Genomic DNA, 13,373 nt, shown 5'->3' on the forward strand with positions numbered 1-13,373 from the left:
AAAAGATGAATTTAGAAAGTATTTTTGAAAAAACCATAAAACAAAATGTGCGTTTAGTAGCAGCTAGCAAGTATGTTCAAGATGAACAAATTCGAGAACTTTTTAAGCAAGGTGTTGTAGAGTTTGGAGAAAATCAAGTCCAAGCTTTAGCTTTAAAAAAAGAAAAACTTCAAGATTTAGAAATCAAATGGCATTTTATAGGCAATCTTCAAAGTAACAAAATCAATCTTTTAATCAAACAAAACCCATTACTTTGGCAATCTTGCAATGGCTTAAAAATCGCCAAAGCCGTAGATAAAAGACTTGATTATAAATTAGATACTTTATTAGAAATCAATACTGCCAATGAAAGTTCTAAAAGTGGCATAGAGCAAAATAAGGCCATAGAAGAGTATTTACAAATACAAGAAGAGTGTAAAAATTTAAACCTTACAGGCATTATGTGTATAGGCTCTATGGATGAGGAAAAAGTTCAAGAAAGCTTTGAGCAAACTTTTAAAATCTATGAAATTTTACAAAAACACGGGGCAAAAATTTGCTCCATGGGTATGAGTGGGGATTTTGAACTAGCTATAAAATGTGGTTCAAATATGGTGCGTTTGGGGAGTATTTTATTTAAATAAACCCCATTTGTTTTGCTTTTTCTATCATAAAATCTGCGCCATTTTCACTTTTTAATCCTTGCAAGGCTATAGATTTTTCTTCTAGTGAGAAATTTTCTACCAAATTTAAAAATTGATGTTTTTCTTCTTGGGTTAAAATTTCACATAAATTACGCTCTTTTAAATACAAAGCATTAAAATATTGATGATTTTTAGCCGCATATGGATAAGGAATAAAAATACAAGGAAGTAAATTTGCACTAAGCTCAAAAAGACTACTTGCACCTGATCTTGATATAGCTAAATCTGCTTTAGAAATTTTATCTATAATGTTTTTATCGAAGTCAAAAAGCTCTACTTTGACATTTAAATCCTCATAAGCTTTTTTACATCTTTCATAATCATTCTTACCACATTGATGGATGATATTTATGCCTTTTTCTTTAAAGTATAAAGCATTTTCTAAAGCAAGGTCATTAATAAATTTAGCCCCTTGAGAGCCACCAAGAAAAATAATATTTTTTAATTCTTTTCTCACTCTTGCTTTTTGAGAAAAAATCTCGCTGATAGGATAAGGACAAAAGAAAGTATTTGCTTTATCAATCTGATCGTCAAAAGCAGTAAAAAAAGCTTTAGAAAAAGGCTTTAAAATTGAATTTAAACTTCCTATTTTTGAATTTTGCTCATGGATTAAAAGTGGGATATTTGCCATTAAAGCACCAAAAGCGCCTGGGGCACTGCTATATCCACCCACACTAAAAACTGCTTTAATATTATGTTCTTTTAAAATTTGTTTTGTTTTTCTTGCAAGTTTTAAAATATGTAAAAATGATTGAACTTTAGCTAAGCCTTTTTTATTAACAACGCCTTGAGAGCTTAGAAAATATTTTTTATAAAAACCATTTTCATTTTCAAACCAAAGTCTATCTTGGCCATTTTCACTTCCTATGTAAATACATTCTATGCCTTGTTTTCTTGCACTTTGCAATAAACATCTAGCTATAGCCAAATGCCCTCCCGTGCCTCCACCTGTAATTGCTATCATTTGTCCTCTTTATTTAGTTTTTCTTCTAAAAATTTAATTCTTTCCTCTAGTTTTTGAATTCTCTCTTTTTGGCTTATTTGAAATTCTTTAATATAAGCAGGTATACCAATAGCTGTTAAATTTGGCTCAACATCTTTTAATACAACTGCATTTGAACCTATTTTTGCATTTTTACCTATGGTAATATTACCTAAAATTTTAGCCCCAGAGCCTATGATCACACCATCTTCTATAGTAGGATGTCTTTTGGTATTTTTATCTAAACTTGTACCACCTAAGGTTACTCCTTGATAGATAATCACATCATTACCAATTATAGCTGTTTCACCTACTACCACACCTATTGCATGATCTATAAATATCCTTCTACCTAGCGTAGCTCCAGGATGCAAATCAACCCCTGTTAAAAACTGAGAAATTCCACTAATCATTCTTGCTATGCGTTTATAATTTTTGATATAAAAAAAATGCGCAAAACGATAATTTACCACAGCCCAAACACCAGGATAGTTAAAAACTAATTCAATCCAAGATCTATATGCAGGATCTTTTTGTTTTGGCATAGAAAAATCTTCTTTGATTAGTTTAAAAATACTCATTTAGAACCTATACTTTTTAAGTATCCATTATCATTTAAAAATAAATAAATTTCACCCAAAATATGTTTTTTTTGATTTTCATTTACAAGTTTTGAAGCATAAATTTTTTCATTAATATTGTCCATAATTGCATGCACATCATAATCAAGATCTTCTAAGGTATCTAAAATAGATTGAGCCTCTAGCACGCTTTCTACTTCAAAACCCTTTTCATTAATACTTATACAAGCTTCAGTTGGATGTGTAAAAAGATTATGCTTCATGCCAAGCACTTCTTGATAAGCTCCCACTAGGAAAAATCCTAAAAAATAATCTTCAGCTTCTACATCAATATCATGTAAAAACAAAGGATTATCTTTAGAATAAGAAATTTCTCCATCGCTATCACAAGTTATATCCCATATACTTGCACTTCTAGTTGGCTTTTTATTGAGTCTATCAAGTGGCATGATAGGGAAATTTTGCTCTAAACCCCAAAAATCAGGTAAAGACTGAAATACTGAAAAATTCACTAAATATTTTTCTTGCACTTCATTTTGCAAACTCGATAAATCAGCTTGATCACCCACCAAAGAAATAGCTTTTCTCATAATCAAATGTACTAAAATTTCACTATTAGAGCGATCTTGTAAATCTACATAACCCAAATCAAACAAGGTTAAAATACTCTCCATATGATCAATGCTATCATGTAAATACTCAAGTGCATTAGAAGCTTTAATGTTTTTATACAAATCATAAAGTTCATCAATAAGTTTTGGGTTTTTATCTTTTAATAAAAGCTTGCTTTCTGTGTATTCTTGAGAAAAAAGCTCTAAAACAGGCGCTACTAAAACAGCATGATTTGCTGCTACAAAACGCCCACTTTCTATAAAAATATCAGGCTCTAAATCTTTTTTTTGTTCTGCAATACCTTTTAAAATAAACACAACATCGTTTGCATACTCACTTAAGGTGTAATTTCTGCTTGTTTCGTTTTTAAACTGAGAGTATTCTACCGCTAAACCTCCACCAAGATTAATAGCTTTTAAATTTTTTGCCCCCATTTTTCTAAGCTCGGTGTAGATATTACCCGCTTCATTTAGAGCTTTTTTCAAAGGATGAATTTCAGTAATTTGTGAGCCTAAATGAAAATGTATCATAGTAAATTGCTCTAAAAGTTTATTAGCTTTTAAAAGATTTACCGCTTCAATCAGTTCAGTGGATGTTAAACCAAATTTTGAATTTATACCACCACTTTTTGCCCAAATTCCTACTCCAGCTGAATGCAAACGCACCCTTAAGCCTATATTTGGCTTTGGCTTAAAACGATTTTTAGCAATTTCAATCATCGCTTCAAGCTCATTAAGTCCTTCCATAGTTAAAGTGATATTATGACCCATTTCACACGCTATAAAGCCCATATTTATGAGTTCTTTATCTTTAAAGCCATTAACTGTTATAGGTGCACCTTCATTGTTATAAGCCATAGCTAGCAAAAGCTCAGCCTTACTTCCTGCCTCTAAGCCATAGTTGTATTCTTTACCTAGATTAACTAAATTTTTTACAAAACCTGGATATTGATTGACTTTTAAAGGATATACAGCGTTAAAAGAACCTTTATAGTTAAATTCTTTTTTTGCTTTAGCAAATTTATTATAAATTTGCTCAATTTGCTTATGGATTAAATGAGGAAAACGAAGCAACAATGGCCCCTTATAACCATCATCGCGCAAAGTATTTACTATATCTATAATGGCAGGTTTTTTACCATGATTTACACATACTTTGCCATTTTCAATGATAAAATTATTTGCACCCCAAATATTAATACCATAATCAATCATAACTCATTCTCCAAATTTGCTAATTTTATATTTTTAGTATCTTTATTTTCTAAATTTTTATAAAAAATCTCTTCTTTTTTCATTTCATCTTCGCCTATACACAAAAAGATTTCAGCATTAGCATTATCTGCTTGGTTTAAATGCTTTGCAAGTTTTTTTGCTTCATAGCTTAAATATACCTTATGTTTTTTTCTTAAAGTATTTGCTAATTTAAAAATAGTATCTATATAAGCTTCATCCATAGCACAAAGATAAATTCCTTCTCTTGATTTTACGCTTTGTTTTTGCTCTAAAATAGCCATAATCCTTTCTATACCCATAGCAAAACCCACGCCATAACCACTTTTACCATCTAAGTATTCAATTAATCTATCATACCTTCCACCACCTGCTACGGCAGCTTTTGCACCGATTTCATCGCTAACAAACTCAAATGCACTTTTAGAATAATAATCAAGCCCACGCACTAATTTTTCATCACATTCAAATTCAACATCATTTTCTTTTAAAAGTTTTTGTAATTTTTCATAATCTTTCTTGCAACATGAGCATAAATTTTCACTTAGTTTTGGCGCATTTTCGATTAAACTTTGACAATGATCATTTTTACAATCAAGCACTCTAATAGGATTTAAGTCTTTTCTTCTTAAGCAATCTTCACAAAAACCTTCTTTAGAATTTAAAAAAGCTATGAGTTTTTCTTTATATACACCCATACATTCTTTACAGCCTAAAGAATTAATCTTCAAACTTGTGTGAATTTCTAAGCGTTTGAAAATTTCATTTAGCATTAAAATAATACTCGCATCCTCATACACACTTGCTACACCAAAGCTTTCTACTCCAAATTGATGAAATTCACGCAATCTTCCTTTTTGTGGCCTTTCATAGCGAAACATAGAGCCATGGTAAAACCATCTTTTAACACTTTGAGCCTTGTCCATTTTAGCTTCTATGTATGATCTTACCACCCCAGCTGTCCCTTCAGGCCTTAAACACACTTCATTGCCTGCTTTATCAACAAATTCATACATTTCTTTGCCAACTATATCAGAGCTTTCTCCAACACTTCTTTTAAAAAGCTTAGTAAGTTCTAAATGCGGACAATTAATAAAAGTAAAACCATAGTTTTTAGCTACTTCTTCACAAGTTTTTACCACTTTTTCATAAAGAGTAGCTTGATCATCTTGTAAATCTTTCATTCCTTTTAAAGCATTAATCATCTATAAATTCCTTAATCTTTTCATGTAAAATTTCAATACTCAAAGAAGCATCTAATTTTAAAATTTTTATATCTATCTTAATTTTTAAAAACTCTAAAGTTTCTTCTAGGGCATTTTGTATATTTAAAAAATATTCAACCCCTCTTTTTTCAATACTATCTAGATCTTTTTTAGAAAGTCTTTGTGCGATAAGCTCTTTAGAGCCATGCAAAAACACAACCTTTTGTGGAAAAAGTCCACCTGTGGCGAAAGAATTTAACTCAAATAAAATATTTTGATCAAAATCACATCTTGCATAAGCCATATTAGAAATAAAACTACGATCTGAAATGATAAGTTTGTTTTTATTTTGTGCTAAATGCATGTCGATTAAATTTGCTCTATCTGCTAAAAAAAGTAAAAGCTCAGCTTTTTTAGAAAAATGTATTTTGCTTTCTAATAAAATTTTTCTCAAATGCACTCCAAGCTCACTTCCACCTGGTTCTTTAGTAAAAAATGCATTATGAAAATATTTTTTTAAAAGTTCTATCTGTGTGCTTTTACCCACACAATCAACCCCTTCAAAAGCTATATACAATCTCTCTCCTTTAATAAAGGTATAATTTCTTTTGGCACAAGCTTGCTCACATCACCATTATGGGCACAAATTGATCTTACTATGGAGCTTGAAATAAAAGAATTTTTTAAATTTGGCATAAGATATATAGTTTCAAAATCTTCCCAAAGCATGTGATTTGCATAGCCAAGTTGTAATTCATACTCAAAATCACTCACCGCTCTTAAGCCTCTTATAATGATATTTATTTGCAAATTTTTAGCAAGATCTACTAGTAAGTTATCAAAAGTTGTAATTTTAACATTTTTTAAGTCTTTTGTAGCAATTTTTACCATTTTTTCTCTATGCTCTAGACTAAACATAGGCTTTTTACTTTCACTTTTAGCTATAGCAACTACCACCTCTTCAAACATCTTGCTAGCTCTAATGATAACATCTAAATGTCCATTAGTGATAGGATCAAATGTTCCTGGATACACACAACTAGCCATCATTGCCACCTTTGGTATAAATTATGCTCAATATTTGCTAAATCAAGCCATTTTCCTATGATAAATTCATATAATTTTTCTAAATTATCAATCTTAGCATAACTTGCCATTACAGGAGGAGCGATGATAACTCCATAACTAGAAAGTTTAGCCATTTGTTCTAAATTTAAAGTAGAATAGGGCATTTCTCTTACTCCAAGTATGAGCTTTTTGCGTTCTTTTAAAGCCACTCCTGCAGCTCTTGTAAGTAAAGTATCATTTATACCGCAAGCAACTTTTGCTAAAGTATTAATCGAGCAAGGTGTGATAAAAGTCGTTTCTATGCCAAAAGATCCGCTTGCTACGCATTGACTAATGTCTTCATTATCTAAAAAATTTACATGTTCAAGCTCAAATTTATCTTTTATGTGTTGCAAAAAGTCTATATTTTGCAAAAGGGAATTTTCTTTTATAAAGCTTATTTTTGCATTTTTACTCACAATAGCATAAATTTGTCCTTTTTCTTTTAAATGTTTTAATAATAAAAAGCCAAGCTCGCAAGAACTAGCTCCGCTAATACCTACTAAAATTTTTCTCATTTTAGCTCCACATAATTTTTACTAATAACTTTACCATGCACGACTTTTCCATCTTTATTTTTAAGGCGAATTCTTTGGTTTAAATTCCCACTTTGCAAGGCTTTTAATTCTATCATCATGCTTAAATCCCCATCTTTGATAATACCATAAACAGAATCATTTCTTTGTATAAGGGTTTTGGTTTTAAACATATTATATTTTAAAATCATATTTTCTCTTATATTGCTTTTGGCTATTAAATTTGTGATTTCATCTTTTTTTAATACACCTTGGGGAGCTTTATCAAAAGGAATTTTTAAAATTTTAAAACTAGCAGGACTTAAATTTTCATTACGCGCAATAGGACGCGTGGTTTGTAAAACTTCTAATTTTGCCTTTAAAAAATACTTAAAAAATATATTTTTTTTAAACTGCTCTGGAGTTTTAAATTCAGCCTTTATAAAACCATCGGCTCTATCAAAATTATGATTACCTAGCTTTAAAAAAATATATTGATTAAAATCAGCAGGCAAACTTGATTGAGTGTTAAGATCCAAAGAAATGATTTCTAACTGCGGATAATTTATTTTAAATTCTTTAATCAAAGCTAATTTTACTTCATCAAAATTCGAAGCAAAACTTAAAGTATAGAAAAATAAAACTAGAATGATTTGTTTAAAAAACAATACAGCAACCTCTTATATAAAATATATTAATTATATAATACATCAAAAAAGTTTGATTTTAGTTAAAAGAAGTGGAGCGGGAAACGAGATTCGAACTCGCGACCCCAACCTTGGCAAGGTTGTGCTCTACCCCTGAGCTATTCCCGCATTTTGAAAGTAGAGTGTGATTTTATCAAAACTTTATTTTATTGTCAAGTTTTTAAAATTAAGGAATGTTTTTTGCTTGTGATTATTAAATTTTAAAAGGAGCAACTCATGCAAGTAAATGATAAAAATAGTCCGCTAGCCTTAAACAATATGACAAAAATCAAAGAAAAAAACACATCTTCAGATGAATTTCAAGCTACACTTAATGCACTTAAAGACAAAGAGGAAAAAGAGTATAAAAAAGATAGCAACAATGCTTTTAGTAATACAGATTTAAATATAGGTTCAATTTCTAAAGATTATAGCGTATATGCTTGGGAGAAATTACGCCAAAGCAAATACCAAAAAAATGAAGAAAATATCTTAAACAATCTTTTTAAAACTTTAGATAAAGCAAGAAGTTAATCATTCAAAATAGGGTAGTGCAATACTCTATTAAATTTTTAAAACTTTAACTTCTTGATCTTTTACTAATTTTGTATCATCAATTTGCGTGATTAAAATATGCGTGTTTTCACATAAAGGTTTTAGCATACCTGAACCAAATTTAGCTTCGCTTGGTTTAAAATACCCATCGACTAATTTTCCAAAAGCAAAATCATTTCTTTGGCCTTTGAAATTTAAATCTTTAGTCAATCTTGCTTTATCAAATTCCAAAAGTTCTTTACCATAAAGTAAATTGAGTATATTTTTTGCAAAAATATGCGTTGAAACTAAAGAGGCCAAAGGATTTCCCGGTAGGGCTAGAAAAAGCATATCGCTTTTGCTAAAAAGTTTTACATGCTTACAAAGTTTAGCATTTACTTTTTCAAAAATAGGGCTAAAATCACACTCAAGTAAAGCTTGTTTGATAAAATCAGCCTCACCCACGCTAGCTCCACCACTGCTTACAAGCATATCAAATTCTTTATTTTCTAAAAGCTTTTTATATGCATTTAAATCATCTTTTATAAGTCCTAAATACTCAACATCAGCATAATCTTGCAAAATAGCATAAATTCCAAAAGCATTTGCATTATATATGCTGTATTCATCAGCATTTTCCCAAGGTTCTACAAGCTCATCTCCACTTGAAAAAATCCCAACACGCAATTTTTTAACGACATTTAACTCATAAATTCCTTGAGCAGCAAGCATAGCTATCATACCTGAAGTGATTTTTTGTCCCTTTTTAAACAAAAGCTCTCCAAGCTTTGCTTCCTCGCCTTTAAAGCGAATGGCATTGTTTTCTTTAGCGTTTTTGGCATTGAGCTTTTCATCTTCAAGCAAAGCTTCTTCAAACATTAAAATGGTATTTGCATTTTGAGGAATTTTAGCTCCTGTCATGATTTTATAGCATTCATTTTTTTCTATAATATAATCATTTTTATCGCCTGCTAAAATACTTCCTTTTATTTTTAGCAATTCATTCTTATGTGTATAATTTAGCGCATAGCCATCTAGGGCAGAATTATCAAAAGCGGGTAGGTTTTTTTTCACAAAAACATCTTCATATAAAATACACCCCAAAGCTTGTGTCAAATTTACTTTTTGAAATTCATTTTTTGTTTTGATTTGTTCTTTTAAAAAATCTAAAGTTGCAAAAATATCTCTCATTCTTCAAGCCTTCTTATACTTGCGCCTAGTTTTTTAAATTTTTCTTCTAAATTTTCATACCCTCTATCAAGATGATAAATTCTATGAATTTTACTAGTTCCCTTAGCTGCTAAAGCCGCTAAAATCAAAGCAGAAGACGCACGCAAATCAGTAGCCATAACATCAGCTCCCAAAAGCTCTTTAGTGCCATTTATAGTAGCAATATGCCCGTTTAATCTTATATCAGCTCCCATTCTTAAAAGCTCACTTACATGCATAAAACGATTTTCAAATAATCTCTCATCAATAATACTTGCACCATTTGCTTTTAAAGCTAAAGCCATAAATTGTGCTTGCATATCCGTTGGAAAACCTGGATATTCGCTAGTTAAAATTTCAACTGGTTTGATTTCTTTAGCAGGATTTATACTAATACTATCTTCATTAATATCAAAACTAAAGCCCATTTGCTCTAGCTTTGCTAAAACTGCGCTAAGATGGCTTGCATTGACTTTTTTTAGAGTGATTTTTGAGTTAGTGATAGCTCCTGCACACAAATAAGTTCCTGCTTCAATACGATCAGGAATGATTTCAAAAGGTTTAAATTCTAAAAGTTCTCCACTTGTGCCATAAATTTCAAGTTCAGAAGATCCTATGCCTTGTATATCAAGCCCAGCCCTAGCTAAAACCTCACAAAGTTGCACTACTTCAGGCTCTTTAGCAACATTTAAAAGTCTAGTTTTACCATGAGCTAGGGCTGCTGCCATAATGATATTTTCACTGCCTGTAACAGTGATTTTATCAAACATCACATCAGCACCCCTAAGCCCTCCACTAGCTACTACATAGCCTTGTTTAATCTCAATATTAGCTCCCATTTTTTCTAAAGCTAAAAGGTGTAAATCAATAGGGCGTTGGCCTATAGCACAACCTCCCGGTAAAGAAACTTCACAATTTCCAAATCTAGCTAGTAAAGGCCCTAAGGTAAGTATAGAAGCACGCATTTTACGCACGATGTCGTATTTTGCTATGGTTTTATTTAAATGTTTTGTATTTATTTTTGCAAAATTGTCTTTAAAAGTATAATTTGCTCCTAAATTTTCAAGCAAAGAAAGTAGGGTACAAATATCTGCTACATTTGGTAAATTTGAAATTTGCACTTCATTTTTAGCTAAAATACTTGAAGCTATCAAAGGAAGTGCAGCGTTTTTTGCACCACTTATTATTACTTCTCCATTTAATTTTTCAACACCATCAATCTCTAAATAAGTCATTAATTTTCCTTGAAATATATACATTTAATGATATAATAATATTTTACTACAAATATTATATAAATTAATAAGATTAAAGGTATTTTTTGGGAGTTTTTCTAGTCATACTTGGTGGGATATTTTGGGCCATAAGTGGGGTTTTGGCTGAGTATTTGTTTAAAAATCATTATTCTGCTGAATGGGTAAGTTTTTATCGTTTGCTTTTTACCGGCGTTATTTTAATAATTTTGGGTGTAAAAAATTTCAAACTAAAATTACTAAAGCAAAAAGAAGAACTTAGCTCTCTTTTAATTTTTTCTATCTTTGGTTTATTGATAACTCAATATGGTTATTTTAAGGCTATTTATTATACCGATGCAGGAACTGCCACGATGATACAATACAACGCACCATTAATCATAATGCTTTTTATGTGTTTTAAAAATAAAATTTTACCTAAAAAAATAGAGCTAATCGCTTTGTTTTTAATACTTTTTGCCTTATTTTTACTTATAACAAATGGGGATATTAATGCATTAAAACTTGACATAAGAGGTGTTATTTGGGCTTTTTTTGGAGCTCTTGGAGTGGCATTTTATTCTTTGAGTGCTAGACTTATCATAGCAAAATATGGCTTATTTTTAATCATGGGTTTGGCTAGTTTATTTGCTTCTTTTTTGCTTTTTGTATTATTACAGGGAAATATCCCAAAACATGATTTTTCTTTAAATTCCTTTTTGGCTATGAGCGCGATTGTATTTATAGGTACAATAGGGGCTTTTTGTTTATATTTAAAAGGAGTTGAATTAATAGGGGCTTTTAAAGCTAGTATGATAGCTTGTATAGAACCTGTGGCTGCTGCTTTTATGAGTTTTTTATTTTTAGGAACTATTTATAGCATAATTGATCTTTTTGCTTTTGCTTTGATTATTCTTAGTGTGTTTTTAAATGCCAAAAAACACTAAGAATAAGTGATTAAAAAATACTAGATAAAACTATCTAGGTTCTATCGTGAAGTTTTTTGGCTACCTCTGCAGCTAATTTTAGCTTTTCATTATCAAAGTGCGTATAAATTCTTGAAGTATTTAAACTCGCATGCCCTAGTGCTTCTTGGACTAAAACTAAATCTTTTTGTTTTTTATAAAGTAGGGTAGCAAAAGTATGTCTTAACATATGGGCTCCATTTTTTTGCTTGCGAATTCCTGCTTTAAATAAAATTTGTTCTACTATACGCGAAACATAAGCTTGGGTTAGGGCTTTGCCATTGCGATTAACAAATAAAAGTCCATCATAAGAAAGATAATTTATCCTTACATCTTTTAAAAGATGTTCTATAAGCTCTTTTTTAATCATCACAACGCGGTATTTATTACCTTTAGCTCTAATGCGTATAATATAAAGATCATTTTCTTCACTAATATCTTTTAATTTTATATTAATAGCTTCACTAACCCTAATTCCTGTAAAAATGATGATTTTAATAATCAAGCGATTGCGTATGGTATTACTTTTAAAATCTGTATTATCAATAGCATCTAAAAATTTACTCACTTCATCTTCACTCATATACTCAGGTAGCTTAACTCCTTTAGAGCCACTTACACCTGCCCAATTTTTAAGGTTGATATCAAAAATATGTGCTTTTTGATCTTCTTCATTTTGTTTATCTAAAAATGCAAAAAAATTAATCACAGCTATACGGTAGTTTTTCTTACTCGCATCAGACAAAGAAGCACTAATACTTGCTAAAATTTCTACTAAAAGCTCTTCATCTATTTGTTTTAGTGAATAAAGCTTATAAAATAACAAATACTCATAAAGTTTTTTCAAAGGATTAAAATATGTATTTACACCGCTAAGTCCTGCATTTCTTGCTTTTTTTACATAAGCATCAAGCTCTTGTACATTTTTAACACCCTTACTTAAGGCTAAATTTACTACAGCCAAGGCTTGGGGGTCTTTTAATTCTTTATTTGATAAAGAATTAAGTTTAAATTTCACATATCTACAAAGCCAAAATAAAAATGACTTTTCAAAATTTTCTTCACAATCTAGAGGATATTTCATCACTCATTCTCCAAAGCTTTCAAAGTAGCCATTTTTGCATGAATATATGCACTATCAAATAGCTTTTTAGAGTTTTCTTTTATAATCAAACCAAGTTCAGTACAACCCAAAATCACTCCTTGAACCTCCGAAAATTGAGCAATCAAATCACATAAATATCTTTTTGATTTTTCATTTATAATACCTTTACAAAGTTCATTAAAAATAATGTCATTAAGCTTTAAAATATCATCATTTTTGGGAATAAAAACTTCAATCTTTGAATTAATTAAAAGTTGTTTATAAAAATCTTCTTGCATAGTGTATTTTGTCCCTAATAACAACACTTTATCGATATTTTGCTCTTGAAGTTCTAAAAGCATAGCTTTAGCTATATGTAAAATAGGAATTTGAATGTTTTTTTGTATATTTTCATAACATTTATGCATAGTATTAGTGCAAATTAATATAAAATCAACTCCACTTTTTTGCAAAAGTAGGGCATGTTGGGTTAAAATTTCACTTGCTTTTTGCCAATCATTCTTTCGTTGGCATTCTTCTATTTCTTCAAAATCAATGCTAGTTAAAACTATCTTGGCACTATGTAATTTTCCTAATTTTTCATTTGTTAATTTATTGATAATTTCATAATAACTAAGTGTGCTTTCATAACTCATTCCGCCTATTAAACCTATGGTTTTCAATTTTTTTCCTTTTAAAATTAATATAAAAATTATAAAAAAATCTTACTTAAAAAATATCAAGCT

The 13,373-nt window shown here is 30.1% G+C and carries 15 protein-coding genes and 1 tRNA gene; 3 read left to right on the forward strand and 13 right to left on the reverse strand.

Translation table 11 applies throughout. The features are described 5' to 3' along the window. Positions 1 to 5 precede the first annotated feature (5 nt). Positions 6 to 623: a YggS family pyridoxal phosphate-dependent enzyme gene (locus tag L8V85_RS03340; protein WP_258107345.1), complete on the forward strand. Its 618-nt coding sequence runs from the start codon at positions 6 to 8 to the stop codon at positions 621 to 623. Here the strand turns inward: L8V85_RS03340 and L8V85_RS03345 are convergent. From L8V85_RS03345 to L8V85_RS03385, 9 genes are all read right to left on the reverse strand, one after another. Then, entirely contained in the window at positions 616 to 1,647 is a 1,032-nt protein-coding gene (locus L8V85_RS03345; RefSeq protein ID WP_220566373.1) for a UDP-N-acetylglucosamine--N-acetylmuramyl-(pentapeptide) pyrophosphoryl-undecaprenol N-acetylglucosamine transferase, read from the reverse strand. The two genes, L8V85_RS03340 and L8V85_RS03345, sit on opposite strands and share 8 nt — an antisense overlap. Beyond that, positions 1,644 to 2,246 (reverse strand): serine O-acetyltransferase, encoded by a 603-nt coding sequence (gene cysE, locus L8V85_RS03350; RefSeq protein ID WP_263661350.1) that lies wholly within the window; start codon positions 2,244 to 2,246, stop codon positions 1,644 to 1,646. The genes L8V85_RS03345 and cysE overlap by 4 nt, the downstream gene beginning before the upstream one ends. Then, positions 2,243 to 4,072, reverse strand: a complete 1,830-nt coding sequence (speA, locus tag L8V85_RS03355; protein ID WP_263659697.1) for a biosynthetic arginine decarboxylase — start codon at positions 4,070 to 4,072, stop codon at positions 2,243 to 2,245. The genes cysE and speA overlap by 4 nt, the downstream gene beginning before the upstream one ends. Further along, positions 4,069 to 5,295 (reverse strand): histidine--tRNA ligase, encoded by a 1,227-nt coding sequence (hisS, locus tag L8V85_RS03360; protein ID WP_263737469.1) that lies wholly within the window; start codon positions 5,293 to 5,295, stop codon positions 4,069 to 4,071. Before hisS ends, speA begins: the two co-directional genes overlap by 4 nt. Beyond that, complete coding sequence (gene tmk / locus L8V85_RS03365; protein WP_263664685.1) at positions 5,288 to 5,872, reverse strand: dTMP kinase; 585 nt, start codon at positions 5,870 to 5,872, stop codon at positions 5,288 to 5,290. The genes hisS and tmk overlap by 8 nt, the downstream gene beginning before the upstream one ends. Beyond that, complete coding sequence (coaD, locus tag L8V85_RS03370; protein WP_133318979.1) at positions 5,863 to 6,342, reverse strand: pantetheine-phosphate adenylyltransferase; 480 nt, start codon at positions 6,340 to 6,342, stop codon at positions 5,863 to 5,865. Before coaD ends, tmk begins: the two co-directional genes overlap by 10 nt. Continuing rightward, a complete protein-coding gene (locus L8V85_RS03375) occupies positions 6,342 to 6,920 on the reverse strand; it encodes a UbiX family flavin prenyltransferase (protein WP_263659693.1) in 579 nt (192 codons plus the stop codon). Before L8V85_RS03375 ends, coaD begins: the two co-directional genes overlap by 1 nt. After that, positions 6,917 to 7,585, reverse strand: a complete 669-nt coding sequence (flgA, locus tag L8V85_RS03380) for a flagellar basal body P-ring formation chaperone FlgA (protein WP_258107350.1) — start codon at positions 7,583 to 7,585, stop codon at positions 6,917 to 6,919. Before flgA ends, L8V85_RS03375 begins: the two co-directional genes overlap by 4 nt. A 72-nt stretch (positions 7,586 to 7,657) precedes the next feature. Then, a tRNA-Gly gene (locus L8V85_RS03385) sits at positions 7,658 to 7,732 on the reverse strand. Positions 7,733 to 7,840: 108 nt separating this feature from the next. Between L8V85_RS03385 and L8V85_RS03390 the strand changes: the two genes are divergently transcribed. Further along, positions 7,841 to 8,137, forward strand: coding sequence for an invasion antigen C (locus tag L8V85_RS03390; RefSeq protein ID WP_039668370.1), 297 nt, complete (start codon positions 7,841 to 7,843; stop codon positions 8,135 to 8,137). Between the two features lie 30 nt (positions 8,138 to 8,167). Here L8V85_RS03390 and L8V85_RS03395 read toward each other — a convergent pair whose 3' ends face one another. Both L8V85_RS03395 and murA read right to left on the reverse strand, forming a co-directional pair. Continuing rightward, positions 8,168 to 9,328: a molybdopterin molybdotransferase MoeA gene (locus L8V85_RS03395; RefSeq protein ID WP_263737470.1), complete on the reverse strand. Its 1,161-nt coding sequence runs from the start codon at positions 9,326 to 9,328 to the stop codon at positions 8,168 to 8,170. Continuing rightward, the gene (gene murA / locus L8V85_RS03400) at positions 9,325 to 10,581 is read right to left on the reverse strand and encodes a UDP-N-acetylglucosamine 1-carboxyvinyltransferase (protein WP_258107352.1); all 1,257 of its coding nucleotides are present in this window, start codon (positions 10,579 to 10,581) and stop codon (positions 9,325 to 9,327) included. Before murA ends, L8V85_RS03395 begins: the two co-directional genes overlap by 4 nt. 86 nt (positions 10,582 to 10,667) lie before the next feature. On the opposite strand from murA, the gene L8V85_RS03405 reads away from it, so the two are divergent. Continuing rightward, entirely contained in the window at positions 10,668 to 11,525 is an 858-nt protein-coding gene (locus L8V85_RS03405; protein WP_263737471.1) for a DMT family transporter, read from the forward strand. A gap of 34 nt (positions 11,526 to 11,559) precedes the next feature. On the opposite strand, the gene L8V85_RS03410 is transcribed toward L8V85_RS03405, so the two are convergent. Next, positions 11,560 to 12,627 (reverse strand): tyrosine-type recombinase/integrase, encoded by a 1,068-nt coding sequence (locus L8V85_RS03410; RefSeq protein ID WP_263737472.1) that lies wholly within the window; start codon positions 12,625 to 12,627, stop codon positions 11,560 to 11,562. Further along, complete coding sequence (locus tag L8V85_RS03415; RefSeq protein WP_263737473.1) at positions 12,627 to 13,310, reverse strand: aspartate/glutamate racemase family protein; 684 nt, start codon at positions 13,308 to 13,310, stop codon at positions 12,627 to 12,629. Before L8V85_RS03415 ends, L8V85_RS03410 begins: the two co-directional genes overlap by 1 nt. Between the last annotated feature and the right edge of the window lie 63 nt (positions 13,311 to 13,373).

Source organism: Campylobacter sp. IFREMER_LSEM_CL2090 (assembly GCF_025771865.1).
Taxonomy (GTDB): Bacteria; Campylobacterota; Campylobacteria; order Campylobacterales; family Campylobacteraceae; genus Campylobacter_D; species Campylobacter_D lari_D.